This window comes from Sphingomonas sp. 22R3R2A-7, from assembly GCF_036856055.1.
GTDB lineage: Bacteria > Pseudomonadota > Alphaproteobacteria > Sphingomonadales > Sphingomonadaceae > Sphingomonas.
Window position 1 is genome coordinate 1,105,927 of record NZ_JASPFR010000001.1, and the last position, 25,833, is coordinate 1,131,759.

Below are 25,833 nucleotides of genomic sequence, written 5' to 3' on the forward strand. Positions count from 1 at the left end.
TGCATCACGCCGCCGGCTCGCCGACGATCTCGGTCGTATCGCGCCGCGACACGCGAACCGCTTCCTCGGCCGTCGTCTGGCCGGACAGCACGAGGTCGCGCGCGGACTGGGCAAGGTTCGGCGACCGCGCGAACGCATGCGCCGTAATCGCCGATTCATGGCCGTCGGTGTTGATCAGGCGGCGGATCGTGTCGTCGACGCGGACCGCCTCGAACACGCCGATCCGGCCCTTGTATCCCGTCTGGTTGCAGTCGTCGCAGCCTTGCGCGACATAGACCACCGCATCGGGCGCGATCCCCAGCAGCGGCGCGACCGTTTCCGAGGCCGCCACGGGTTTCCGGCAGGTCGGGCACAGCCGCCGCACCAGCCGCTGCGCGATCACCGCGCGGAGCGTCGAGGCGAGCAGGAAGCTCTCGACCTTCATGTCGCGCATCCGCGTGATCGCGCCGATCGCGTCGTTGGTGTGGACGGTCGACAGCACGAGATGCCCGGTGAGCGACGCCTGCACCGCGATCTCGGCGGTCTCGCGGTCGCGGATCTCGCCGACCATCACGACGTCGGGATCCTGACGCAGGATCGCGCGCAGTCCCGCCGCAAATGTCAGCCCGACCTTCGGATTGACCTGCGTCTGGCCGACGCCGTCGACCGCATATTCGACCGGATCCTCGACGGTCAGGATGTTGCGGCTGCCATCGTTGAGCAGGCGCAGCGCGGCGTAGAGCGACGTGGTCTTGCCCGAGCCCGTCGGCCCGGTGACGAGGATGATGCCGTTGGGTTCGCTCAACGCTTCGTTGAGCAGCGCGAACAAAGCGGGCGGCAGGCCCAGCGCCTCGAGGTCGATGCCGGCATTCTCCTTGTCGAGGATACGCAGCACGACGCGTTCGCCCGCGCGGCTCGGCAGCGTCGAGACGCGCACGTCGAGCAGCTTGCCGCCCAGCGTCAGCCCCATCCGGCCGTCCTGCGGCACGCGCCGCTCGGCGATGTCGAGCCGTGCCATCACCTTGATCCGGCTGACGACGACCGGCGCGACGTTGGGCGGCATCCGCAGCGTCTCGCGCAGCACGCCGTCGATCCGCATCCGGACGACGAGCCCCGTTTCATAGGGTTCGATATGAATGTCGGACACGCCGTTGCGCGCCGCGTCGGCGATGATCCCGTTGATCAGCCGGATCGCGGGCGCATCGTCCGCAGTATCGAGGAGATCCTCCGCGGTCGGCATGTCGCCTGCGAGCAGGTCGAGTTCGTCGCCCATCCCGACCGCGGCCAGCGCGTTGGCCTGTCCGTCCATCGCATAGACGTTCGACAGCAGCCGGTCGAACGCGGGCGCCTCGACCAGGCCGACATCGAACGCGCGACCGAGATAGCGGCGCAGTTCGAGCAGCACCTTCGGATCCGCCCCCGCGCGCATCGCGATCGTCAGCTGCGAGTCGGTCTCGGTGTGGTCGACGACGACGCCGAACTTGCGCGCGAAGCCATAGGGAATGGTGATCTGGGGAAGGTCGCCCCCGCTGGGTCCCCGCCCCGGCGAAGGCCGGGGTCCAATTGGGCAAGGGGCTCGATCGGGTCGACGGCTTCGCCCAATTGGACCCCGGCCTCCGCCGGGGGTGTCGAGATCGGCGGGGAAGCCCTCGCGGATGATCATTTCTTCACCGGCCGGAACACCGTCGTCGAGGTCCGCACCGGCACCGCGATCCGAGGGTCCTCGATGCTCCCTGGCACAGGGCCGGACGGGATCGGCGGCGCGGCGCCGAGGTAATCGCGGACCAGCTGGTCGATCGACGGTTCGCGCTCGGGCTCGGCGAGACCCTGCTGCAACCGCAGATAGCCGTAACGCTGCTCGGTGATCCGCCGGCTGTCCGCGGCGGTGCGCAGGATCGTCGGGCGGATGAAAATCATCAGATTGGTCTTCGAGCGCTGTTTCGCCTTCGACGTGAACAGATGCCCGAGCACGGGCAGGTCGCCGAGCAGCGGGATCTTCTCGATCGTCCGCCGCTCATTATCGTCGAGCAGCCCGCTGATCACCGCGATCTGCCCGTCGTCGACGGTCCGCGTCGTCTCGACCTCGCGCTTGTTCAGGATCAGGTCGCTATTATCGCTCGACACCGGTCCCGCGATCGAGCTGACCTCGAGGCGAAGGTTGAGCTTGACCGTACCACTCGAATTGACCTGCGGCCGCACGGTCAGTTCGATGCCGACATTCTGCCGCTGCGTCGTGCGGAACGCGTTGTCGAAATTGTTGCTGAGCGCCTGCCCCGTCGTGATCGGAATCTCCTGCCCGACCAGGCTGTGCGCCTCCTGGTTGTCGAGCGTGACGAGATGCGGGACCTGCAACAGGTTGGACGTCGTGTCGCTCTTCACCGCGTTGATGATCGCGCCGAAGAAGGTGCTGCCGATCTTGCCGCCGAACCCGCCAAAGCCACCCGTCGCGGCGAGGATCGACGAGATCGCCGACTGCGCGAGCGAGTCCGCGGCGGCATTGGGCGTGTTGGTTTCCGTGCGCGTGCCATCGGGCGCGACGACCATCGTACCGTTGCCCGTGATCGAGCGCGCGCCGATCGCACCCGCGATCTGCAGGATGTTGGGCGCCGAGTTCGAGAAGGTCGACGCGCCGAACGCCCCGCCGCTGGGATCGCCGACGATGAACTGCGCGCCGAGCGTCCGCGCGGTCGTGTCCGACACCTCGGCGACGATCGCCTCGACCAGCACCTGTTCGCGCCGCGTGTCGAGCTGGCGGACGACCTCGGCGAGCTGCCGCTGGATCTCGGCGGGTGCGGCGATGACGATCGCGTTCGCGCCGACGAAGCGCGTGACGACCGCGGCAGTCCGTCCCCCGGCGGCGGTGATCGCCGGCTGGCCCGACCCCGATCCCGACGATCCGCCGCTGGTCTGGACCGGCTGGATCGCCTGTGCCTGCTGCGTGCCGCCAAAGCCCGATCCGCCACCGCCGTTGCTGCCGCTGTTCGCGCCGAAATTCGACCGCGACAGCGCCTGCGTGGTCGGCTGGGTCGGCGTCTGCCCGACCAATTCCTGCAGCACGGGCAGCAGCTGCTCGGCATCGGCGTTTTCGAGGAAGACGACCTTGATCTCGGTCCCGTTGCGCGCCTTCTGGTCGAGATCGGCCGCCACCTGCGCCAGCCTCGCGACGGTCGTCGGGTCGCCGCGCAGCGCGACCGCGTTCGATCCCTCGACCGCGACCACCGACGCGCTCGGCCCGGTCGCAGCCGCGCCGCCGCCCTGCCCACCGCCGGTGCCCGTCCCGATGAGCCCCTGAAGCGCGGTCGCGATCTCCTTCGCGCTCGCATTCTTCAGTGCGACGACGCGCGTCGACGAGCTGTCGGTATCGATCCGGCGGATCACCTCGCGGATGCGGCGGATATTGTCGGCGAAGTCGACGACCACCAGGCTGTTGCCGCCGCGGTTCGCGGTGACCGACCCCTGCGCGCTGACCAACGGCCGGACCGTGTCGACCGCGCTTGTCGCGTCGGTCGATCGCAGCCGGATGATCTCGGTGACATAGCTGTTGCGCGCGGCACCCGCGACGCCGATCCGGCTCGGCTGCGACGCCGCATTGTCGAGCGGCTGCACCCTGAACGCCCCGTTCGACGTCGGCACCGCGACCAGCCCGTTGGCGCGCAGCGTCGAGAGGAACACCTCGAAATATTCCGACCGCGTCAGCGGCCGGTCGGTGACGACGGTCACCTTGCCCGCGACGCGGTTGTCGATGATGAACGTCCGCCCGGTGACCTTGGCGGCATCGGCAATGAACGCGCGGATATCGGCATCGCGGACGTTGAGCGTCGTCTGCGCGCGCGCCTCGCTCGCGACGGCGAACGCCAGCACGGGCGCCAGAACCGAGGCGAGAACCAGTTTCTTCATTGCGGCCTTGGAGTTTCGAGAAGCGGGGGACGGCGAATGCGTCATTGCGGAGGGGCGATCGTGATGGCGAGCGGCAGCGTATCGGTGCCGCGCTCGACGGTGATGGGGACGTTGCCGCCCTTGGCGAAATCGGTCGCGACGCGGTCGAGGTCGGCGGGGCCGCTGACGGGGCGCCCGCCGATCGAGGTGACGACGTCGCCGTCGCGCAGCCCCGCCTGGCGGAACGCCGCGCCCGATCCCTGCGATCGCACCGTCAGCCCGCTCACGCGGCCGCCGTCGATCCGCGGGATGAAGCCGATGTCGCTGCGCAGTTGGCCGATCTGGATGCCAGCGCCCGTCGCGGATGCGCCGCCGCCGATCGCCCCACCGGGTGCGCCCGTCGGCGACACGGGCGCGACCGCGTCCGACTGGTCGAGGAACAGGTCCTCGTCGACGCCGCCGCGATCGATCGTCACATGATCGAACGCGACTGCCTTGAGCTTGACGCCGGGCTGGATCTCCTCGCCGACGACGACGCTGCGCTGGACGCTGTCGGCCCCCGCGAGGATCGCCGAACTCCGTCCCGTCGCATCGTCGATCCGCGTCCCGAACAATGTCAGTTGCAGCGCGGTGACGGTTGCCGGCCCGGCGCTCGCGGGCGTGCCGAGGCGGAAGAACGGGTCGAACCCCCGCAGGATGTCGGCGGTCGCGCCCGCAACCGCGACCGGCACCGGGCGCCACGCGCCGAGTGGACTGACCGGTGTCACCGCGACCCAGATCAGCCGCGCGCACTGCACCGCCAGCCCCGCCATCAGCGCCAGTTCGGCGGCCGAATAGATCGTGATCACGGGCAATCGTCGCAGGATGCGGCGCGCGCGCGCGTCGAACGTCAATCGCATCTGCAAACCCTCCCGCCACAGTCCCCGGCCACCCAGGCCCCCTGCCCGCCTAGGCATGCCATGTTACAGTTACGCGTCAAGGCGCCGATAGATTAATCCTGGTCTGGCGCAGCCGCGGATCGCTTGGCAAAACAGGACCATGGCCCAGACTCCCCGCCGAACCCGACCCCGTCCAACCCGACCCCGACGGATGCGCGCCTGCTCGGCAGCGGCCTTGCCGCCGAGCCGATCGTCGCGCGTCTGACGGCGGCGCCCGGCGTCCAGCGCGTACCGAGCCCCAAGCTCACGCTGTTTCTCAGACGTGGCTTGCTGTCGCCCGAGCTTTGCGCCGCGTTGATCGAGCGGATCGACGACGTCCGTCGCCCTTCGACGATCTCGGATCTCGAACGGCGACGCGAGCTACCGGACCAGCGAGACGGGCGACCTCGACCCTGCCGACCCCGTCGTGCTCGAGGTCGAGGCGCATATCGCCGCGCTGACCGGGCTCGACGGGATCTACGGCGAGCCGCTCCAGGGACAGCGTTATGCGATCGGGCAGGAGTTCAAGGGCCATACCGATTATTTCGAGCCGACCGGTATCGACTATGACCGCTATTGCAGCGTTGCCGGCAATCGCACCTGGACCGTGATGGTCTATCTGAACCAGCCCGAAGCGGGCGGCGCGACGCGGTTCAAGGCGATCGACAAGATCGTCCAGCCCGAGACCGGCAAGCTGCTCGCCTGGAACAACCGCCGACCCGACGGCACGCCCAACCCCGCGACGCTCCACCACGGCATGAAGGTCCGCAGCGGCGTCAAATACGTCATCACCAAATGGTACCGCGAACGGCGCTGGGGGTAGCCACCCCCGTCATCCCGGGGTCGACCCGGGATCCAGAGCCAAACAACGCCGTCCTCTGCAACCCTGGATCCCAGCCTCCGCTGGGATGAGGGGGAAGGAGGCAGACGCACTGCTCACCTCACCCACCCCGTCATCCTGGGCTCGACCCAGGATCCAGAGCCAAACAGCGCCGTGCTCTGCAACTCTGGATCCCAGCCTTCGCTGGGATGACGGAGGAGGGGGACGGCGCCCTGCTCACCGCCCCACCCCGTCATCTTGGGCTCGACCCAGGATCCAGAGCCACGCAGTGCCGTGCTCCGCGACTCTCGATCCCAGCTTTCGCTGGGATGACGGGCCGGGGTAGCCCCCCGGCTCGTCCCGACCTCAGCCGGCCTCAGAACGTCGTGCTCAGTCCCAGCGTGAACACCCGCCCGAGATTATACCGGTTGATGAACACCTGCGCGCCGTTGTCGAAGGTCTGTCCCTCCTGGAACCGCGTGCCCGTCAGGTTGCGCGCCTCGGCCTTGAGCTCCCAGCGCCCGCCGACCAGATCGAAGCCCTGCCGCGCGACGACGTCGAGGCGGATACCGGGCTTCTCGACGATGTCCGGCTGGAACCCGACGCCGCTGAGGTTCGACGGCCCGCGATTGGTCACGCGGTTGCTCGCATAGTTGAACAGCACCGTGACCTGCGACAGCGACGCCGTATCCTCGAGCCCGACCTGCACGTTGACGAGGTGATCCGACTGCCCGGTCAGCGACGCGCCGTCGCGGAACTGGAGCGCGGCCGGACCGAAGCCCGCCTGACACCCGCCGAGCGTCTGGTTGAGCACGTTCGGGACGCAGCTGTCGTCCGCAGTGATCGACGACTTCGAATAGGTGTAGTTGGCGATGAACAGCGCGCGCCGCGTCGCGAAGAAGTCCGAATTGAGGAAATCGAGCGCGAAATATTTCTGAAGCTCGACCTCGGCGCCGTACAACGTCGCTTCGGGCAGGTTGGTGAAACCGGTCTGCAACCGGTCGTCCGCGCCGGTGTAGAAGCCGACCTGCTCGACCGGGTTCTTGATCTCCTTGTAGAAACCGCCGAGCGTGAAGCGCTGATCGCGCGCGAAGAACCACTCGTAGCGGCCTTCGAGATTGTAGAGCTCCGAGTCCTTCAGCAGCGGGTTGCCGAAGAACAGCCGATCCGATTCGGGATCGCGGAACTGCTGCGGTGCGAGCTCGCGGAACTGCGGACGCGAGATCGTCTTCGACGCGCTCGCGCGCAGCTGCATGTTGCTCGCGAAATTATAGGTGAGCGTCGCGGCGGGCAGGAAATAATCGTTCTTCAGCCGCGTCGTCGTGGTGCCGATCGGCGTCACGCGCTCGTCGGCGGTCTCGTAGCGCACGCCGATCGTCGCGCGGACGCCGTCGGTGGCTTCCGCCTCGGCCTGCACATAGCCCGCATGGATGCGCAGCGACGCATCATAGGCATAGGCGCCGAGCGGCGTGTTGAACTGCAGCTGGATCTGGTTCGCGTCGAGCGAATCGATCCCGAGCAGATAGTCGGGCCGCAACAGATTGTACGGATAGCCAGGCGCGGTGCCACCACCCGCGGCGGTCTGGTAATTGAACTGGAGGCGCGTCGAATTACGCGTCGTGTCCGAATAGAAATAGCCCGTCGACAGCGTCATCGGCCGCTCGGTGTCGAGCTTGTACGACAGGTCGCCCTGCCCCGTGTACAGATCCTCGTTCAGGTCGCTGAAGATGATCGAGGCGAACGGCGTGAAGCGCTGCGTCACCTGATACGCGCCGTTGCACTGCGCGCCGTCGGAGCCGTTGGGCGCCTCGACGCTGATCGGCAGACCGGTCGTCGTCGTCGCCGAGCAGAGATAGTCGAACTGCCGCTCGTACGGCGCGTTGCGCTTCGAATTGGCATAGGCGCCGCGCGCGTCGAATTTCAGCGCGTCGGTGAGCTTGAACTCGCCGACCAGCTGGCTCTCGAACAGCTGGCGTTCGAACCAGTTGGTGTTCTGCTGGAAACGCAGACCGCTCGAATTGTTGTAGACCAGCGCGGACGATCCGCGCGCCTGCTTCAGCGTGTCGTGGATATAGACCGTGGTCGAGCGGATCGTGTTCGGCCCGAATTCATAGCCGAGCCCGATCAGCGCGTTGGTGACGATCCGGTTGTCGGTCAGCAGCGTCTGGAAGTCGTTGCGCAGCGTACCGTCGGTCGACACCGAATCCTGCTGCGTCGACGATCGCGTGCGGAACGTGTTGCTCGCGCTCAGCGACGCGATGACGCCCAGCCGGTCCGAACCGAAATTGAACACCGACCCGCCGCTGATCTCGCCGGACCAGTTCGCCGGCAGCTGGTTGTTGCGCTGGAGCAGGGTCGTGCTCGCGTTGCTGAGCTGCGCGACCTGGTCGGTCGGGATCAGTCCCGTCCCGTTCGGCGCGTTCTTGATGAACGCGGGCACCTTGCGCGTGCCGTCGTCGAAGCCGATCCAGTCCGCATCGCCGCCATAATAGGTGTAGCCGAGCTCGCTGGTCGTCGCGGTATCCGCCGAGATCGAACCGCCGACGCTCAGGAAGTTCTTCTCGGGGATCGCCTTGGTCGTGAGGTTGATCACGCCGCCGCCGAACTCGCCGGGATAGTTCACCGAATAGGTCTTCTGGACCAGCGCCGATCCGACGATCGCGGTCGGGAAGATGTCGAGCGGGACCGACCGGCGCAGCGGCTCGGGGCTCGGCAGTGGCGATCCGTTGAGCAGCGACGACGAATAGCGATCGCCCAAGCCCCGGACATAGACGAACCCGTTGCCGACGACGCTGAGCCCGGTGACGCGTGACAGCGCGCCGGCGATGTCGCCCTCACCCGTCCGCGCGATGTCGGCGCTCGACAGCACCGAGACGATCTGTGCGGTCGCGCGCACGGTGTTCGGGATGTTGCGCCCGACGACGACGATGTCCTCGCCCGCCGCGGCGTCATAGCCCGGGCTCGAGACCTCGACCCCGGCTTGCGGCGTCGCATCCTCCTGCGCGGACGTGCCCGGCGTCGCGGCGTTGGTCTGGGCGGCGTCGGCCTCGGGCGTCTGCGTCGGGCGCGGCGGTGCGGCCGGCGCGGGCGCGGTCTGGGCGAGCGCGGTCTGGGCGAGCGCGGCCGGGGCGACCAGCGTCGAGGTGAGGAGGAGGAGCGTTCCGTAGGCGAGGCGCTTGGACATGGCCTGTAATCCCGATCTCGATAAGTCATAGGCGAATGCCGGGACGGCCCCCAAGGACCGCCCCGGCATCACGGCGCATTCAGATGGCGCCCGCCTCAGCGGCCCTGGCAGGCGAAGTAGATCGAGCTGAACGCGGGCGGCCCGACGTCCTGCAGCGCCGCATCCGCCGGACGAACCGTCGTGCGGCCGCCCGTCGTCTGCTCGCCCGCGATCATGTTGACGCAGGCGACGTTCGCAGGAGTCTTCACCACGCCGTTGACGAAGGTCATGTCCGCACCGCCACGCAGACGGATTGCGGCCGGGGCCAGCGCGGTCTGGATGAAGGTGAAGTTGGCGTAGCGGCCGAACGTGCGCGGCAGCAGATCCTCGGCATTGTTCGAGTCGATCTCGGTCGAGAACGAATCCGCCGTCGCGCCGATCGTGCGCTGTGCGGCGATCATGAACTGGATGAAGCCGCGATAGCCATTGTCGATATCGAAGCCGTCATCGTCCGCGCCGGTGATCGCGATATACTTCATGTTGCTCGTGCCGCCGAAGATCTCGACGCCGTCATCCGCCGAATTGTGGCTCTGGATGTGGTCGAGCACGGTGCCCGAGCCGGTGCCGCCGAGCGTCAGGCCCTGCAGCTCGTTGCCGTCGCTGATCGCGATGCCGCTGTAGCGGATCTGGACGAACTGCATCGTGCCGCTGCTGTCGTTGGCGGTCGGGCCACCGTAGAAGCGACCCGTGACGCCCTCGATCGCCTGCTGGCAGGTCGTGCTGCCGCCCGCGGCGTTGTTCGGGCCCGTGCCGGTGGCGCAGACCGCGACCGGTGCGCGGCCGAGCATGACGATCCCGCCCCACTGCCCTTGCGTCGCGTCGCTGACGCCGTTCGACGCGAGGTTCTGCTGCGAGGTGAAGACGATCGGTGCGGTGGCGGTGCCGACCGCGTTGATCTTCGATCCGCGGTTAACGATCAGCAGGTCGTTGGTCGTCTCGCTCGAATCCGCGGCGATCACGACGCCCGCCTCGATGTTGAGGATCGCGCCATTGTCCGCGCCGGTCGTGCCGACGTCGGTGCCTACCTCGGTCTGCCCGCGCAGGCGATAGAAGACGCCCGCGATCTTCGGCAGGTTGAGCGTGCCGCTGATCACCGTCGGCAGGCGGCAGGCGCGGAACGTCGCGACCAGGCCGTCATCGGTCGTGCCGGTCGGGCAGACGCTCGCCGCGGTGACCGCGCCGACCGAAGGCACCGCGGTGCAGCGTGCGCCCGCGCCGCCGAATTCGGCCGAGGTCGAGTTGCAGGTCCAGCCCTGGAACGCGGTATCGGTCGGGCCGTTGAGCGCGCCGACATAGTTGGTGCTGGTGAAGAAGCTGTTGAGCGTCGACGGGTCCATCGCGGTGGTCAGCGAGGTCGCGGCGACCGGATAGATGCCGTTGAGCGTGTTGCTGACGCCGCTGACGTTGTTGTTCGTGCCGGCGTTGACGATCGCGAGCTGTTCGTCCGCGGTGACCGAGATGCCGTTGACCGGGGTGACGGCCGCGAACTGCGCCGCGGTGATCGCGGTCGGCGTGGGCGTCGGGGTCGGCGTGGGCGTCGGCGTTACCGCCGGCGGGTTGATGATGACCGAGCCTGCGCCCGGCGACGCGACGCTGTCCGCGCCTCCGCACGCCGAGAGCGCCGCACAGGCGGTGCTCGTCAGCAGGATAAGGCCGATGCGCTTGAAGCTGGTCATTCACGGAACTCCCGGTCGATCATTGATTGCGTGGATCGACTCGGGTCCCCCTGCCGATCTCGAGACCGCGGTTAGGCGGCACAGATGACAGTGCGATGCGGTTTTGGTGACGGTTGAATGACTGTAATATTGCAGTGCTGTGACGCTCGACGCGGGCGATGCGCGCTAAGCGGTTCTTGCGGCAGATTAGTTGGCGCGGCGCAATCCCAAACGAATCACCCGGCTTTCGCTGCGCGGCACAATGATTTAAGGAGCACGGACGCAAGCACGGCCCGGATCCGGGCAATCCCGCGGATTTCACCGCGATTACAGGAATTTTCGACGAGTATGGCCTCTTTCAAGGACCCCGGTTTTCAGGAACGTACTGCCTCCGCGAACGACGCGAAGCTGAAGGCGCTGGAGAAATTGCGCGCCAAGCCTGCGATCGATCCCGCGGTTGTCGCCGAGCGCGCCGCCGCCCGCGCCGCCAAGGAGGAAGCCGAGCGCGCCAAGCGCCAGGCCAAGCGCGATGCCGAGGAGGAGGCCAAGGCCGCCAAGAAGGCCGCCGCCGCCGAAGCCGCAGCGCGCGCGCTCGAGGCCGAAGCCAAGTCGCAAATGTCCGACGCCGACAAGAAAGCGCTCCGCGACGCCAAATACGCGGCGCGCAAAGCCAAGAAGAAGTAACGAAACGGCCGGGTAACCCCCGGCCGTTTTCTTTTGCGGTGCCGGGATGTCCGGTCGCCGCGATCCCCCACCGTCATCCTGACGAAAGTCAGGACCCAGAATCACAAGCGCCGACGTCCGCAACTCTGGATCCTGGATCAGGTCCAGGTTGACGGAGGCTGGAGACGCCCACCCCACACACACCGTCATCCTGACGAAAGTCAGGATCCAGAGCCACGAACGCCCCCGCCCGCAACTCTGGATCCTGGATCAGGTCCAGGATGACGGAAGCGGGAGAGGCGCATTCCACAAACGCCCCGTCATCCTGACGAAAGTCAGGATCCAGAGCCGCAAGCGCCCCCCACCCGCAACCCTGGGTCCCGGATCAAGCCCGGGATGACGGAGGGGGTGAGGCGCCCGCCCTTCAGGCGGCGAGCGCGTCCTCCTCCTCGGGCGCCAGCCGGATCATGTAATCGAACGCCGCCAGCGCCGCCTTCGACCCCTCGCCCATCGCGATCACGATCTGCTTGAACGGCACGGTCGTCACGTCGCCGCCCGCGAACACGCCAGGGATCGACGTCTCGCCGCGGTGATCGACCTCGATCTCGCCGCGCATCGTCAGCGCGACCGTGTCGGTCAGCCATTCGGTGTTGGGCACCAGCCCGATCTGGACGAAGATCCCCTCGAGCTCGACCTGATGCACCGTGTCGTGGTTGCGGTCCTTGTAGCTCAGCCCCGTCACCTGCTTGCCGTCGCCGAGCACCTCGGTGGTCATCGCCGAGGTGACGACCTTGACGTTGGGCAGGCTGGCGAGCTTGCGCTGCAACACCGCGTCCGCGCGCAGGTCGCTGTCGAACTCGATCAGCGTGACGTGCGCGACGAGGCCCGCCAGGTCGATCGCCGCCTCGACGCCGCTATTGCCGCCGCCGATCACCGCGACGCGCTTGCCCTTGAACAGCGGGCCGTCGCAATGCGGGCAATAGGTCACGCCCTTGTTGCGATACGCCTCCTCGCCCGGCACGTTCATCTGGCGCCAGCGTGCACCGGTCGACAGGATCACGGTGCGTGCCTTGAGCGACGCGCCGCTCGCCAGCTGCACCTCGTGCAAGCCACCGACCTGCGTGGCCGGGATCAGCTTGCTCGCGGTCTGCAGGTTCATCACGTCGACGCCATATTCGGCGACATGCTGCTCCATGTGCGCGACGAGCTTGGGCCCCTCGGTATGCGCGACCGAGATGAAATTCTCGATCGACATCGTGTCGAGCACCTGCCCGCCGAACCGCTCGGCGGCGATGCCGGTGCGGATGCCCTTGCGCGCGGCGTAGATCGCCGCCGCCGCGCCGGCGGGGCCGCCACCGACGACGAGCACGTCGAACGGATCCTTGCCCGCGATCTTCTCGGCGGCGCGCGCGGTGCTGCCCGTGTCGAGCCTGGCGACGACCTGCTCGACGCTCATCCGGCCTTGCGCGAACGGCTCGCCGTTGAGGAAGATCGCGGGCACCGACAGGATGTTGCGGTTCGTCACCTCGTCCTGGAACACGCCGCCTTCGATCGCGACATGGCTGATCCGCGGGTTGATCACGCTCATCAGATTGAGCGCCTGCACCACCTCGGGGCAGTTCTGGCAGCTGAGCGAGAAATAGGTCTCGAACGCGAAATCGCCGTCGAGCCCGCGGACCTGCTCGATCACCTCCTGTGTCAGCTTCGACGGGTGCCCGCCGACCTGGAGCAGCGCAAGCACGAGCGACGTGAACTCATGCCCCATCGGGATGCCGGCGAAGCGCACGCCGATATCAGTGCCAGCGCGGCGGATCATGAACGACGGACGACGCTTGTCGTCATCCTTGCGGACCATCGTCACCGAATCGGACAGCGCCGCGATCTCGGTCAGCAGGCCCTCGAGCTCGCGCGACTTCGCGCCGTCGTCGAGCGAGGCGACGAGTTCGATCGGCTGGACGATGTTCGCCAGATAGGTCTTGAGCTGCGCGGTAAGGTTCACATCGAGCACGGACGCTCTCCTGTCGGTCAAAAGGAACGCGCGGCAGGCTGCCGTCGCGAAAATCGTCACCCCGGACCGGGTCCGGGGTCCACCGTGCCGCACGACATCGGGGGTCATGCGGCAGGGTGGCTGCCGGACCGGAGTTCGGCAGGCCGGGGAAGGCGCGAACCCCTTCCCTTTGGTGACGAAGCCGGGCGACCGGCTCCGTCAGTGGCTCAGATCTTGCCGACGAGGTCGAGCGACGGGGCGAGCGTGGTCTCACCCTCTTCCCACTTGGCGGGGCAGACCTCGCCGGGGTGCGCTGCGATATACTGTGCGGCCTTGACCTTGCGCAGCAGCTCCATCGCGTTACGGCCGACGCCTTCCGAGGTGATTTCCATCAGCTGGATCACGCCCTGCGGATCGACGACGAACGTACCGCGATCGGCCAGCCCCTGGCCTTCGCGCATCACGTCGAAGTTGCGCGTGATCGTGCCCGACGGATCGCCCAGCATCGTGTAATCGATCTTACCGATCGCCGGCGACGTGTCGTGCCAGGCCTTGTGCGAGAAGTGGGTGTCGGTCGACACGCTGTAGACCTCGACGCCCATCTTCTGGAACGCTGCATAATTGTCGGCCAGATCCTCGAGCTCGGTCGGGCAGACGAACGTGAAATCGGCCGGGTAGAAGAAGAAGACCGCCCACTTGCCCGTGACGTCGGCGTCCGACACCTCGATGAACTTGCCCTGGCGATACGCCTGGGTGGTGAACGGCTTCAGCTGGGTGCCGATGATCGACATGGGGTAGCTCCTCAAATTTGTGCGACGCATCATATATGGGATGCTGCGGCGCAGCGTGAAATGCAGAATGCCGATCTAGTACATTCACGCAGTCGATCACAGAGGCATCAAAGATCGACTAAGGCACTGAAACACCTGTAGAGACAGAAACGCCGGCCCGCTCGCGATGGAGAGGACCGGCGTAAATCTGGTGGGCGCGACAGGGATTGAACCTGTGACCCCACCCGTGTGAAGGGTGTGCTCTACCGCTGAGCTACGCGCCCGAAACTCGTTCGGAAGCGGGCCTTTAAGCGCGGCCGCCCGCGCTGTCCAGCCCTCTCGTCATGATCGCCCGATCAGTTGACCGAATCCTTCAGCCCCTTGCCCGCCTTGAACTTGGGTTGGGTCGATGCCTTGATCGTCATCGGCTCGCCAGTGCGCGGATTGCGTCCGGTCGACGCCTTGCGCTTCGAGATCGAGAAGGTGCCGAATCCGACGAGGCGGACCTCTTCACCCTTTTTGAGCGAGGCGGAGATCGCGTCGAATACGGCTTCGACCGCCTTGGTCGCATCGCCCTTCACCAGCCCGGACGTATCGGCGACCGTAGCGATCAGTTCCTGCTTGTTCATACTCTTAATCCCCCAGAGACTATCGAATCGCTCGCGACCGGATCGCGACCATGCTTCCCCGGCAGTAACCCGGCCAGCCGGTCCGCTGTCAAATTAATCCGCCGCACAAAGCTCTCGGCACGGCTGTTTCCCGTGCCGAGCCCAGCATTTACACGCGATCGATCGCGGATCCGTAGCGCTGAACGCCCCGATCCCGCTGTCGCCCCATGCGGACGGCGGCGGGATCGGCAGCACATCACGCTCAGTGGTGCAGCGTGGCCCCCACCGGGGGGATCGGCGCGGGGGCAGCGCCGCCAGTTCGTCCGCATCGGTCCACTCGATCGCCTCGAGCGGCTCGGTCAGTGCGAGGCGGAGCACCTCGTCGACATGGCTGACGGGGATGATCTTCAGCCCCTCCTTGATGTTCGCCGGGATGTCCGCGAGGTCCTTCTCGTTCTCCTGCGGGATCAGCACCGTCTCGATGCCGCCACGCAGCGCCGCGAGCAGCTTCTCCTTAAGTCCGCCGATCGGCAGCACGCGACCGCGCAGCGTCACCTCGCCGGTCATCGCCACCTCGCGCCGCACGGGCACGCCGGTCATCGTCGACACGATCGACGTCACGATCCCGACACCCGCCGACGGCCCGTCCTTGGGCGTGGCGCCCTCGGGCAGATGGATGTGGATGTCCTTGCGGTTGAACAGCGACGGCTTGATGCCATAGCTCGGCGCGCGCGCCTTGACGTAGCTGAACGCGGTTTCGATCGACTCCTTCATCACGTCGCCGAGCGTGCCCGTCAGCTTCGCCGCGCCCTTGCCCGACACGGTGACGCTCTCGATCGTCAGCAATTCGCCACCGACCTCGGTCCAGGCGAGCCCGGTGACCGCGCCGATCTGGTTCTCCGTCTCGGACAGGCCGTGGCGGTATTTCTGCACGCCCGCGAACTCGGCGATGTTGTCGGGGGTGATCGTCACGCTCGTCGCCTTGCCCTCGAGGATCCGGCGCAGCGCCTTGCGCGCGAGCTTGGCGATCTCGCGCTCGAGCGTCCGCACGCCCGCCTCACGAGTGTATTGCTGGATCAGCGTGCGCAGCCCCTCCTGAGTCAGGATGAACTCGCCGTCCTTCAGGCCATGCGCCTCGATCTGCTTGGCGATCAGGTGCCGCTCGGCGATCTCGACCTTCTCGTCCTCGGTATAGCCCTCGAGACGGATGATCTCCATCCGGTCGAGCAGCGCCTGCGGCAGGTTCAGCGTGTTCGCGGTGGTCACGAACATCACGTCGGACAGATCGAGGTCGATCTCGAGATAATGATCCTGGAACTTGCCGTTCTGCTCGGGGTCGAGCACCTCGAGCAGCGCGGACGCGGGATCGCCACGGAAATCCTGACCGAGCTTGTCGATCTCGTCGAGCAGGAACAGCGGGTTCGACGCCCCTGCCTTTTTCAGGTTGGTGACGATCTTGCCCGGCAGCGAGCCGATATACGTACGGCGATGCCCGCGGATCTCGGCCTCGTCGCGCACGCCGCCCAGCGACTGCCGGATGAACTCGCGGCCGGTCGCCTTGGCGATCGACTTGCCGAGCGAGGTCTTGCCGACGCCCGGAGGGCCGACGAGGCACAGGATCGGCCCCTTCAGCTTGTTGGTGCGCGCCTGGACCGCCAGATACTCGATGATCCGGTCCTTGACCTTCTCGAGCGCATAATGGTCCTCGTCGAGCACCGCCTGTGCCGCCGAGATGTCCTTCTTGATCTTCGACTTCTTGCCCCAGGGAAGCCCCAGCAGGACGTCGAGATAGTTGCGCACGACGGTCGCCTCGGCGCTCATCGGCGCCATCGTCTTGAGCTTCTTGAGTTCGGCCGTCGCCTTCGAGCGTGCTTCCTTGCTCATCTTGAGCGTCGCGATCTTCTGAGTCAGCTCGGCGATTTCGTCGCCTTCACCCTCGTCGCCCTCGTTGCCGAGCTCGCGCTGAATCGCCTTCAACTGCTCGTTGAGGTAATATTCGCGCTGCGTCTTCTCCATCTGGCGCTTGACGCGGCTCTTGATCTTCTTCTCGACCTGCAGGACGCCGAGCTCGCCTTCCATCGCCGCAAACGCCATTTCGAGGCGCTTGGCAGGATCGGTCTGCATCAGCATCGCCTGCTTGTCGGCGACCTTGATCTGGATGTTCGCGACCACCGCGTCGGACAGCTTTGCAGCGTCCGTGATCTCGGACAGCTGCGTCGCCGTCTCGGTCGGCAGCTTGCGGTTGAGCTTGGCGTAATTCTCGAACTGATCGACCACCGATCGCATCAGCGCGGTGACCTCGGCGCCCTCGACCTCGACATCGGCGACGGTCGCGACCTCGGCCTTCAGGAAATCGCCGCTCTCGTCGAGCGTCTCGAGCGTCGCACGGACCTTGCCCTCGACCAGCACGCGGACGGTGCCGTCGGGCAGCTTGAGCAGCTGGAGCACGGTCGCGGTGACGCCCATCGTGTACAGGTCGTCGCGCGAGGGATCGTCCTCGGCCGGATCGAGTTGCGCGACGAGGAAGATCTCCTTGTCGGCCGCCATCGCTGCTTCGAGCGCCGCGACCGATTTGTCACGACCGACGAACAGCGGCACGATCATGTGCGGGAAAACGACGATGTCGCGCAGGGGAAGGACGGGATATTGGGTCATGCAAGCTCCGGTACCGGACCAAACGAGGTCCGCGTCATCACATTATATGGTGCGGATCGCGCGTCCATCAATCTCACGCGTATCTTGACGCCTGTCATCCCCCTGATCCTCCCCCATCGCCCCTTGCCATGCGGCGTTTGAGCGAGGACACCGGCACGACAATCTCCGGAGATCCTGCCACATGGTCCGCATGCCGTCCGCCGTCCGCCTGCGTCCTCTCACGGCGCCGCTTGCGGGTCTCGCGATCCTGCTCGCCGCCCCGGCGCTGGCGGATCCGGGCAAGCCGCCGCTGACGGCACAGACCACGCAGTCGGGTGGCCCCCTGGACGCTGCGCAGAAGCGCGTCCGCTTCGACAGCGCGGACCTCGCGATCGAGGTGTTTCCCGACCGCGAGCAGATCGCCGGCGTCGCGACGCTGCGTTTCACCACCACCGCGACGACCGACCGGCTGGTGATCGACCTCGACCGCAATCTCCCGGTCAGCGCGGTCGCGATCGACGGTGTCGATCTCAAGCCGGGCGCATGGCGCAACCCCGAAGGGCGCATGACGATCATGCTGCCGCGCCGCATCGCGAAAGGCGGCAAGGTCGCCGCGCGGATCACCTATGCGGGCACGCCGCACGTCGCGGTCCGCGCGCCCTGGGACGGCGGCTTCGTCTGGTCGCGCACGCCCGCCGGTCAGCCCTGGGTCGCGACCGCGGTCCAGATGGAGGGCTGCGACCTGTTCTGGCCGTGCATCGACTATCCGACGTACGAGCCCGACAGCATCGACCTGCACATCACCGTCCCCAAGGGCCTGAAGGCGCCGTCGAACGGCAAGTTCATGGGCGTCACGACGCTCGCCGACGGCCGCACGACGTGGAACTGGCGTGCGCTCGACCCGACGCTCTACGGCATCGCCCTCAACGTCGGCCCCTATGAGGAGATCAGCGGCAGCTACAAGAGCCGCTTCGGCAACGTCATTCCGATGTCCTATTGGTACCTGCCCGGCGAAAAGGCGCAGGCCGAGGCGCTGTTCGCCGAGTTCGCGCCGACGCTCGACTTCTACGAAAGCATCGTCGGCCCCTATCCCTGGGCGAACCAGAAGGTCGGCGTCGTCGAGACCCCGCACAAGGGCATGGAGCATCAGACGATCAACGCATATGGCAACGCCTATGCAAAGACCGTCAACGGTTTCGACGATCTCTTCCAGCATGAATTCGGGCATGAATGGTTCGCCAACCAGCTGACCGCGAGCAACTGGGACGACTTCTGGCTGCACGAGGGGTTCACCGCCTATATGCAGCCGCTCTACGGCCGCTGGCGCGAGGGTGACGGCCGCTACACCGCGATGATGCTCGCCGCACGCGCGGGCATCCAGGCGAAGTCGCCGCTGGTGACGGGTACGCCGCAGTCCGCCGAGGACGTCTACGAAAAGGCGCCGGGTCGTGGTGGCGACATCTACACCAGGGGCGAATGGACGCTCCACACGCTGCGCAACCTGATTGGCGACGCGGCCTTCGCGCGGCTGCTCCGGCTCGAAGTATACGGCCGCGAGGATCCCCGGCCCGGCAATTTCCGCCCGCAGTTCCGCACCACGCCGCAGTTCATCGCCTATGTGAACCAGGTGACGGGGAAGGATTATCGCTGGTTCTTCGACGTGTATCTCTATCAGGCTGCGCTTCCCAGGCTGGTCCAGACGCGCACCGCCGACGCGCTGACGTTGCGCTGGCAGGTCCCCGGCAACACCCCCTTCCCGCTGCCCGTCGAGGTCGAGGTCGACGGCCAGACCCGTCTCGTCCCGATGCCGGGCGGCACCGCCACGCTGACCGTCCCCGCCGGCGCGCACGTCGTCATCGACCCGATGGCGTGCATCCTGATGCAATCCGATCAGGTCGACGCCTTCCAGACATGGCGCGCCGCGCAGCCCCCGGAACTAACCGATCCCGACCCCGGTCCAGGCGAAGTTCAGGACCGGGGACCAGCCTGCCACCACCGCCACCGTATCGCTCTTGTGTCGTCCCGCCCCGCGCGCGACAACGCAGCGCATGATCCCGCGTCTTCTCCTCACCGCCAGCATCTGCGCGCTTCCCGCCGCGCTGCTCGCCCCGCCCCTTTCGGCCCAGCTCCCGCAAAAGGGCGAGCCTGCGATCACCGCGCAGACCGAGCGATCGGGCGGCGTACTGACCCCCGAACAGACCGCATTACGCTTCGATCACGCCGATCTCGTATTCGAGGTGCTGCCCGACACGCGCACGCTGAACGGTGTCGCGACGCTCGCCTTCACCGCGACGGCGCCGATCGCGCGGCTGCCGATCGATCTCGATCGCAACCTCCCCGTGAGCGCGATCGCGGTCGACGGTGTCGCGCTCCCCAGATCCGCGTGGAGCAATCCCGAGGGCCGGTTGACGATCACGCTCGCGCGGCCGCTAGCCGCGGGTGCGAAGACCAGCGTCAGGATCACCTATGGCGGCACGCCGCACGTCGCGGTGCGCGCGCCGTGGGACGACGGCATGGTCTGGTCGCAGACCCCCGATGGGCGCACTTGGTTCGCGACCACCGCGGAGGGCTATGGCTGCGATCTGTTCTGGCCGTGCCTCGACTTCCCGACCGGCGAACCCAGGCTGGTCGATCTCCACATCACCGTGCCCAAGGGGCTGAAGGCCCCCTCGAACGGCGTCCTGCTCGGCGTCGACACGCTGCCCGACGGTCGCACGCGGTGGAACTGGCGCGCCAAGCATCCCAACACCTATGGCATCGCGCTCAACGTCGGTCCCTATGAGGAGATCAGCGGCACCTACAAGAGCCGCTACGGCAACAGCATCCCGATGTATTACTGGTATCTGCCGGGCGAGAAATCGCAGGCGGAAAAGCTGTTCGCCGAGTTCGCGCCGACGCTCGATTTCTTCGAAAGCATGATCGGTCCCTATCCGTTCGGCGACGAGAAGGTCGGCGTCGTCGAGACCCCGCACAAGGGCATGGAGCACCAGACGATCAACGCGTACGGCAACGACTATGCGAAGGCGCCCGAAGGGTTCGACTGGCTGTTTCAGCACGAATTCGCGCATGAATGGTTCGGCAATCAGCTGACCGCCGCCAACTGGGACGATTACTGGCTGCACGAGGGCTATGGCAGCTACATGCAGCCGCTTTACGGACAGTGGCGCGAGGGGCGCGCGCGCTACGCGACGATGATGCTGGGCAGCCGCGGCGCGATCCTCAACCGCAGGCCGATCACGCAGCAGCGCGTCACCACCGAGGAGGAGGTCTACGAGCTCGACAAGGGGGAGCGGGCCAGGACATCTACAACAAGGGGTCGTGGATGCTCCACACGCTGCGTTCGCTGATCGGCGACGCCGCGTTCTTCGACGTCACGCGCCGCGCGGTCTATGGCCGCGCCGATCCGAAGCCCGGCAATTTCAGCCCGCGCTTTGGCTCGACCCGCGAATATGAAGCGCTGGTCCGCACCGTCACGGGGGAGGATTATGGCTGGTTCTTCGACGTCTATCTGCGTCAGGCCGCGCTTCCCGACCTTGTCGAGACGCGCACCGCCGACACGCTGACGCTCGCGTGGAAGGTCCCCGGCAACGGCCCCTTCCCGCTCCCCGTCCAGATCACCGTCGACGGCGAGCTTCGGACGCTGCCGATGACGGGCGGCAAGGCAAGCGTCGCGGTGCCTGCCGCGGCGCACGTCGTGATCGATCCCGACGCACTGCTGCTCCGCCGCAGTCCAGCGCTCGAGGATGTCGCCGCCTGGAAAACGGCGCAGGCGGCAAAGGCCGATGCGGCAAAGGGCAAGCCGCAATGACTGCTTCCCCGCCCCGCCGCGACAATGCGAGCGACGCGCCCCGCGAGACGCCATCCGTCGTCGGTGCAGGACCGAAGGCCCCCTGGATGGCGCGTGCGGCGGAAATGGCGGCGATCTTCATGGTCGGCGACGGCCTGATCGGGCTGACGCAGCCGCGCCGCCACGTCGACCTGTGGAAGGACGACGCGCTCGGCACCGAGACGCTCGTCGCACCGTTCGTCGATCGTCCCACCCGCCGGCGGCTCTACGCCGTGCTGCAGATCGCCGCCGGGCTCGCGCTGGCGGCGCGCCAGCGGCCGTGATCACGGCGCGCTGGACCGCGTTGGTGCCGATAGCGGCGCTGTCGCTTGCGGCCTGCGGTTCGGATCCAGCAGGCGACACCCGCCGCGCCGCGAGCGGCGTCGCCTCCGCCGAGGCGGGCGCCCGAATATTCCGGCGCTGCGCTGCCTGCCACACGATCGGCCGCGATCTCGACCGACACCGACGGACCCAATCTCTACGGCGTGATGGGCGGCCCGATCGGCGAGCGCCGCGCGCGCTTTTCCTACACCGCCGGGCTCAAGGCGCTCGGCGGGCGCTGGGACGACGCGCGCATGGACCGGTGGCTGACCAATCCGCGCGCCCTTGTCCCCGGCACGACGATGAACTTCGGCGGCCTGCGCGACCCCGCGGACCGCGCCGACGTCATCGCCTATCTCAAGACGCAGGGGCCCTGACCCCCGCCAGCGCCTTCCCCAGCGTTTTGGTCAGCGAACGACGAACGTCGTCGTCGTGATCCGGTGCAGCGTCGTCACCGGCCCACGCGGCAGGCGATGCTCGACCGAATCCTTCGCCGCCGACGACAGCAGATAGCGTCCCTTCTCGGTGAACCGCGGCGCGATCATGCCCTTGGCATCGGCGACGACATTGGTCGAAACGCGCGCCGGCGACACGATCGTCACCTTCGCACCCGGCACGGCCCGCCCCTCGCGCGTCACGACGAAGCGCGCTCCGTTCGGTGTCGCGGGTGCGATCTCGAACGGCAGCCGTGCGCGCGCTTCGGCATGACCGGCGCGCGCATAATAGATGATGCCTTCCTGCTTGTCGGGATCACCCCAGGGCGCGAACACGTCGTCGTCCCAGACCCGTACGTCACCCGCAGGCAGCGCTGCCTCGAGGAACCCCGCCTTGCGGACCAGCGTCGCGCCAGCCTTGGACAGTACGCGCGGTGTCTTCAGATTGGCGAATTCGGGATCGCCACCCGGCGGCTGCGCTTCTGCCGGTTCGCCCAGATAGATCCGCGCCGGTCCCGCACCATCGCGCTCGACCCAGACCTCATGCGCCTGCGCAGTCCCTGCCAGCACCAGCAACGCCGCACCCATCCACGCGATCTTCACATTGGCTCTCCCGTTTTGCCGGCCATATACCGACCAAACGGACGCTATTGCAAATCACTCGCGCAGATTCAGTCCGTCGCGACATTCTCCCGTCACGGCCACCCGATCCAGCCTCAATCCGCGCGCATCCAACTTCTGCGGGCAAAAGAAAAGGGCGCCGATCGCTCGACGCCCCTTCTCTAACACTGCGTACGCGGATTACGCCGCGTCGCCGGCCTTCTTCTTCTCGGCATAGACGCGGATCGGTTCCTTGCGGCCCTCGATCACGTCCTTGTCGATCATCACCTCATCGACCCCGTCCATGCCCGGCAGGTCGAACATCGTGTCGAGCAGGATGCTCTCGAGGATCGAGCGAAGCCCGCGTGCACCCGTCTTGCGTTCGATGCCCTTCTTGGCGACCGAGACCAGCGCGTCGTCGGTGAAACCGAGCGCGACGTCCTCCATCTCGAACAACTTCTGGTACTGCTTGACCAGCGCGTTCTTCGGCTCCTTGAGGATCTTCACCAGCGCGTCGACGTCGAGATCCTCAAGCGTCGCGATCACCGGCAAACGGCCGACGAACTCGGGGATGAGCCCGAACTTGAGCAGATCCTCAGGCTCGACCGACTTCAAGGTCTCGCCCGTCTTGCGCTCGTCCGGCCCGGCGACATACGCGCCGAAGCCGATCGACTTGCCCTGCAGACGATCGCCAATGATCTTCTCGAGACCCGAGAACGCACCGCCGCAGATGAACAGGATGTTCGTCGTGTCGACCTGCAGGAATTCCTGCTGCGGATGCTTGCGACCACCCTGCGGAGGAACGCTTGCGGTCGTGCCTTCCATCAGCTTGAGCAGCGCCTGCTGGACGCCCTCGCCCGACACGTCGCGCGTGATCGAGGGGTTCTCGGCCTTGCGGCTGATCTTGTCGATCTCGTCGATGTACACGATCCCGCGCTGCGCCCGCTCGACGTTGTAGTCGGAGGCCTGAAGCAGCTTGAGGATGATGTTCTCGACATCCTCGCCGACGTAACCGGCTTCGGTCAGCGTCGTCGCATCGGCCATTGTGAACGGCACGTCGAGGATGCGGGCGAGCGTTTGCGCGAGCAAAGTCTTGCCGCAACCGGTCGGCCCGACGAGCAGGATGTTCGACTTGGACAGCTCGACATCGGCACCCTTGGCGCCGTGATTGAGCCGCTTGTAGTGATTGTGCACCGCCACCGACAGGACGCGCTTGGCGCGCTTCTGGCCGATCACATAATCGTCGAGGACGTCGCAGATCTCCTGCGGGGTCGGCACGCCGCCATCCTTCTTGGACACCAGCGCCGACTTCGTCTCCTCACGGATGATGTCGTTGCATAGCTCGACGCACTCGTCGCAGATGAAGACCGTCGGCCCGGCGATCAGCTTGCGCACCTCGTGCTGCGACTTGCCGCAGAACGAGCAATAGAGGGTGCTCTTCGAGTCGCCACCGCTCAGCTTCGTCATTCAATCACCTCTCGTGCATGTCGGTGCACGTGCCGTTTCCGGGGCGGTCATCGTAACGCACCCCGGATATCCTACAATCAAATAAACCCGCGAGGCTTACGATCTGCCTTATGCAGGCTTCGTATCGTCGGCGACCGCGGGCCGCTTTTCGAACACTTCGTCGAGCAGGCCAAACGCCTTGGCCTCGTCCGCCGACAGGAACTTGTCGCGATCCATCGCGAGTTCGATCGCCTCGAGCGGCTGGCCGGTGTACTTGGCGTACAGCTCGTTCAGACGCGCGCGGATCCGGAGGATCTCCTTCGCCTGGATCTCGATGTCGGTCGCCATGCCCTGTGCTCCGCCCGATGGCTGATGGATCATGATCCGCGCGTTGGTCAGCGCGACGCGCATCCCCGGCTCGCCCGCGGCCAGCAGGAAGCTGCCCATCGACGCGGCCTGGCCGATGCACACCGTCCCGACGCGCGGCCGGATATACTGCATCGTGTCATGGATCGCCATGCCCGCCGTGACGACACCGCCCGGCGAGTTAATGTACATGAAGATGTCCTTCTTCGGGTTCTCGGACTCGAGGAAGAGCAGCTGCGCGGTGATCAGCGAGGCCATGCCGTCCTCGACGCCACCGGTCACGAAGATGATGCGCTCGCGCAGCAGGCGCGAGAAGATGTCGAACGAGCGTTCGCCGCGGTTCGACTGTTCGATGACGATGGGAACCAGGCCTGCTTGCGTCTGCTGCAGGCCGAGCCCGGCGCTGGCCAACGGGCTCGCGAAATCGCCGGTCTCGAACGGATTGTGCATGGAAATCTCTCTTATGCCCCAGTGAACCGCCAACATCGGCGCTCGCACGGGGAGTTCAAGCCCATCCAACGCTTCCCCTCGCCCCTCCGGAGAGAGGGAGGGGCCCGCACGCACTTGCGGGCGGGAGGGTGAGGGGCAGTTGCGATCCACCAACCGCCCCTCACCCTCCCGTCGCCTACGGCTCCTCCTTCCCTCTCCCCGCAGGGGCGAGGGAGTCAGACGCCAGGTGCGGGATAAGCCAGATAGGCCAGCCGGCGCACCTCGCGACGACCGCGGACCACCGTGTCGAGGATAAGCCCCGTAAAGACGTTCAGCGCGGCGAAGATGCCCAGCCCCGTGATCAGGATCGCAGTCGGAAAGCGCGGCACCTGGTGGATCTCGAGATAGGTCAGCACCAGCGGGATACCCAGCACGAGCGCGAGCAGCGCGAACGCCCCGCCGATTGCGCCGAAGAACCAGAGCGGCCGCTCGATCCGGTAGAGCGTCATGATCGTCCGCAGGATACGCCACCCGTCCCCGTACGTGCTCAGCTTCGATTCGGACCCCTCGGGCCGCGCGAAATAGGGTGTCTCGACCTCGCCGATCGGCATCTTCAGCTCGAGCGCGTGGACGCTGATCTCGGTCTCGATCTCGAACCCCGCAGACAGCGACGGGAAGCTCTTCACGAACCGCCGCGAGAACACGCGGTAGCCCGACAGGATATCGGTGAAGCTACGCCCGAACAGCCGCGCGAGCATGCCGGTCAGCAGCGCGTTGCCGAACCGGTGCCCGCGGCGATAACTCTCCTGGACCTGACTGATTCTGCGAGCCGACGACCATGTCGAGCTGCTCGTCGAGCACGCGTGCGACCAAAGCCGGCGCGGACGCCGCGTCATAGGTCGCATCGCCGTCCGCCATCACATAGATGTCGGCGTCGACGTCCGCGAACATCCGCCGCACGACCGCGCCCTTGCCCTGGATCCGTTCGGTCCGCACGACGGCACCCGCCGCGCGTGCAACCGCGACCGTGCGGTCTGCGCTGTTGTTGTCGTAGACATAGATGGTGGCGCCCGGCAGCGCCGCGCGGAACCCCGCGACCGTCTGCGCGATCGCCGCCTCCTCGTTGTAGCACGGCAGCAGGACGGCGATTCTCGGTTCGGTCATGCCCTGCCCTGTACACTTGGACAGGGTATCGAAGATCGAGCAGCGGGCGAAGCTTCAGTCACCGAACCATCCCAAAACGCACTTCCCCGGCGGAGGCCGGGGCCCAGTTGGGGAA

Annotated in this window: 17 protein-coding genes, 1 tRNA gene and 3 pseudogenes; 6 read left to right on the plus strand and 15 right to left on the minus strand. The window is 66.7% G+C overall.

The genetic code is table 11. The annotated features are described in order from the left end of the window. Positions 1–4 precede the first annotated feature (4 nt). Genes QP165_RS05260 through QP165_RS05270 form a run of 3 tightly spaced genes read right to left on the minus strand, consistent with a single transcriptional unit; the run spans position 5 to position 4,754 of the window. Positions 5–1,642: a GspE/PulE family protein gene (locus QP165_RS05260; RefSeq protein WP_333994244.1), complete on the minus strand. Its 1,638-nt coding sequence runs from the start codon at positions 1,640–1,642 to the stop codon at positions 5–7. Further along, complete coding sequence (gspD, locus tag QP165_RS05265; protein ID WP_333994246.1) at positions 1,639–3,876, minus strand: type II secretion system secretin GspD; 2,238 nt, start codon at positions 3,874–3,876, stop codon at positions 1,639–1,641. Before gspD ends, QP165_RS05260 begins: the two co-directional genes overlap by 4 nt. A 41-nt stretch (positions 3,877–3,917) precedes the next feature. Further along, a complete protein-coding gene (locus QP165_RS05270; protein ID WP_333994247.1) occupies positions 3,918–4,754 on the minus strand; it encodes a type II secretion system protein N in 837 nt (278 codons plus the stop codon). Between the two features lie 198 nt (positions 4,755–4,952). Here QP165_RS05270 and QP165_RS05275 point away from each other — a divergent pair. Further along, positions 4,953–5,595, plus strand: a pseudogene (locus QP165_RS05275) (prolyl hydroxylase family protein). 373 nt (positions 5,596–5,968) lie between these two features. Here the strand turns inward: QP165_RS05275 and QP165_RS05280 are convergent. Together QP165_RS05280 and QP165_RS05285 are read right to left on the minus strand one after the other, a co-directional pair. Next, positions 5,969–8,776 carry a TonB-dependent receptor domain-containing protein gene (locus tag QP165_RS05280; RefSeq protein WP_333994248.1) on the minus strand — a complete coding sequence of 936 codons (2,808 nt, stop codon included), beginning with the start codon at positions 8,774–8,776 and terminating at the stop codon, positions 5,969–5,971. 95 nt (positions 8,777–8,871) lie between these two features. Next, positions 8,872–10,491 (minus strand): hypothetical protein, encoded by a 1,620-nt coding sequence (locus tag QP165_RS05285; protein ID WP_333994250.1) that lies wholly within the window; start codon positions 10,489–10,491, stop codon positions 8,872–8,874. A gap of 327 nt (positions 10,492–10,818) precedes the next feature. Here QP165_RS05285 and QP165_RS05290 point away from each other — a divergent pair, with 327 nt between their 5' ends. Then, positions 10,819–11,154, plus strand: coding sequence for a DUF6481 family protein (locus tag QP165_RS05290; RefSeq protein ID WP_056015824.1), 336 nt, complete (start codon positions 10,819–10,821; stop codon positions 11,152–11,154). Between the two features lie 403 nt (positions 11,155–11,557). On the opposite strand, the gene ahpF is transcribed toward QP165_RS05290, so the two are convergent. The 5 genes from ahpF to lon form a co-directional block, all read right to left on the minus strand. Further along, positions 11,558–13,141, minus strand: a complete 1,584-nt coding sequence (gene ahpF, locus QP165_RS05295; RefSeq protein WP_333994252.1) for an alkyl hydroperoxide reductase subunit F — start codon at positions 13,139–13,141, stop codon at positions 11,558–11,560. Positions 13,142–13,347: 206 nt separating this feature from the next. Beyond that, positions 13,348–13,911 (minus strand): alkyl hydroperoxide reductase subunit C, encoded by a 564-nt coding sequence (ahpC, locus tag QP165_RS05300; protein ID WP_031396422.1) that lies wholly within the window; start codon positions 13,909–13,911, stop codon positions 13,348–13,350. Positions 13,912–14,099: 188 nt separating this feature from the next. Further along, positions 14,100–14,174 (minus strand) — tRNA-Val (locus tag QP165_RS05305). 72 nt (positions 14,175–14,246) lie between these two features. Further along, positions 14,247–14,519: an HU family DNA-binding protein gene (locus QP165_RS05310; protein ID WP_056015835.1), complete on the minus strand. Its 273-nt coding sequence runs from the start codon at positions 14,517–14,519 to the stop codon at positions 14,247–14,249. Between the two features lie 93 nt (positions 14,520–14,612). Next, complete coding sequence (gene lon / locus QP165_RS05315; RefSeq protein ID WP_443019266.1) at positions 14,613–17,153, minus strand: endopeptidase La; 2,541 nt, start codon at positions 17,151–17,153, stop codon at positions 14,613–14,615. Between the two features lie 190 nt (positions 17,154–17,343). Between lon and QP165_RS05320 the strand changes: the two are divergent. The 4 genes and pseudogenes from QP165_RS05320 to QP165_RS05340 form a co-directional block, all read left to right on the plus strand. Then, a pseudogene (locus QP165_RS05320) lies at positions 17,344–19,059 on the plus strand (M1 family metallopeptidase); the annotation flags it as partial. Positions 19,060–19,180: 121 nt separating this feature from the next. Then, positions 19,181–20,940: pseudogene (locus QP165_RS19970) on the plus strand (M1 family metallopeptidase). After that, the gene (locus tag QP165_RS05335) at positions 20,937–21,242 is read left to right on the plus strand and encodes a hypothetical protein (protein ID WP_333994257.1); all 306 of its coding nucleotides are present in this window, start codon (positions 20,937–20,939) and stop codon (positions 21,240–21,242) included. Before QP165_RS19970 ends, QP165_RS05335 begins: the two are co-directional and overlap by 4 nt. Positions 21,243–21,287: 45 nt before the next feature. Further along, on the plus strand, positions 21,288–21,656 hold the full coding sequence (locus tag QP165_RS05340) for a c-type cytochrome (protein ID WP_333994259.1): 369 nt from the start codon (positions 21,288–21,290) through the stop codon (positions 21,654–21,656). A gap of 30 nt (positions 21,657–21,686) precedes the next feature. Here QP165_RS05340 and QP165_RS05345 read toward each other — a convergent pair whose 3' ends face one another. From QP165_RS05345 to QP165_RS05365, 5 genes are all read right to left on the minus strand, one after another. Further along, on the minus strand, positions 21,687–22,316 hold the full coding sequence (locus tag QP165_RS05345) for a DUF4198 domain-containing protein (RefSeq protein ID WP_333994261.1): 630 nt from the start codon (positions 22,314–22,316) through the stop codon (positions 21,687–21,689). Between the two features lie 198 nt (positions 22,317–22,514). After that, positions 22,515–23,780, minus strand: a complete 1,266-nt coding sequence (gene clpX, locus QP165_RS05350; RefSeq protein WP_031396414.1) for an ATP-dependent Clp protease ATP-binding subunit ClpX — start codon at positions 23,778–23,780, stop codon at positions 22,515–22,517. A 108-nt stretch (positions 23,781–23,888) separates the two neighbouring features. Further along, positions 23,889–24,575 carry an ATP-dependent Clp protease proteolytic subunit gene (locus QP165_RS05355; RefSeq protein ID WP_333994262.1) on the minus strand — a complete coding sequence of 229 codons (687 nt, stop codon included), beginning with the start codon at positions 24,573–24,575 and terminating at the stop codon, positions 23,889–23,891. A gap of 215 nt (positions 24,576–24,790) precedes the next feature. After that, a complete protein-coding gene (locus tag QP165_RS05360; protein ID WP_333994264.1) occupies positions 24,791–25,312 on the minus strand; it encodes a hypothetical protein in 522 nt (173 codons plus the stop codon). Beyond that, complete coding sequence (locus QP165_RS05365; protein WP_333994265.1) at positions 25,287–25,718, minus strand: glycosyltransferase; 432 nt, start codon at positions 25,716–25,718, stop codon at positions 25,287–25,289. The genes QP165_RS05360 and QP165_RS05365 overlap by 26 nt, the downstream gene beginning before the upstream one ends. Positions 25,719–25,833 lie beyond the last annotated feature (115 nt).

Bases quoted from the DNA above. Each gene is read 5' to 3' on its own strand.
- clpX (WP_031396414.1), bottom strand. From the start codon at position 23,780: ATGACGAAGCTGAGCGGTGGCGACTCGAAGAGCACCCTCTATTGCTCG.
- ahpC (WP_031396422.1), bottom strand. From the start codon at position 13,911: ATGTCGATCATCGGCACCCAGCTGAAGCCGTTCACCACCCAGGCGTAT.
- QP165_RS05270 (WP_333994247.1), bottom strand. From the start codon at position 4,754: ATGCGATTGACGTTCGACGCGCGCGCGCGCCGCATCCTGCGACGATTG.
- QP165_RS05355 (WP_333994262.1), bottom strand. From the start codon at position 24,575: ATGCACAATCCGTTCGAGACCGGCGATTTCGCGAGCCCGTTGGCCAGC.
- QP165_RS05335 (WP_333994257.1), top strand. From the start codon at position 20,937: ATGACTGCTTCCCCGCCCCGCCGCGACAATGCGAGCGACGCGCCCCGC.
- QP165_RS05360 (WP_333994264.1), bottom strand. From the start codon at position 25,312: ATGCTCGCGCGGCTGTTCGGGCGTAGCTTCACCGATATCCTGTCGGGC.
- lon (WP_443019266.1), bottom strand. From the start codon at position 17,153: ATGACCCAATATCCCGTCCTTCCCCTGCGCGACATCGTCGTTTTCCCG.
- QP165_RS05260 (WP_333994244.1), bottom strand. From the start codon at position 1,642: ATGATCATCCGCGAGGGCTTCCCCGCCGATCTCGACACCCCCGGCGGA.
- QP165_RS05285 (WP_333994250.1), bottom strand. From the start codon at position 10,491: ATGACCAGCTTCAAGCGCATCGGCCTTATCCTGCTGACGAGCACCGCC.
- gspD (WP_333994246.1), bottom strand. From the start codon at position 3,876: ATGAAGAAACTGGTTCTCGCCTCGGTTCTGGCGCCCGTGCTGGCGTTC.
- QP165_RS05280 (WP_333994248.1), bottom strand. From the start codon at position 8,776: ATGTCCAAGCGCCTCGCCTACGGAACGCTCCTCCTCCTCACCTCGACG.
- QP165_RS05290 (WP_056015824.1), top strand. From the start codon at position 10,819: ATGGCCTCTTTCAAGGACCCCGGTTTTCAGGAACGTACTGCCTCCGCG.
- QP165_RS05365 (WP_333994265.1), bottom strand. From the start codon at position 25,718: ATGACCGAACCGAGAATCGCCGTCCTGCTGCCGTGCTACAACGAGGAG.
- QP165_RS05310 (WP_056015835.1), bottom strand. From the start codon at position 14,519: ATGAACAAGCAGGAACTGATCGCTACGGTCGCCGATACGTCCGGGCTG.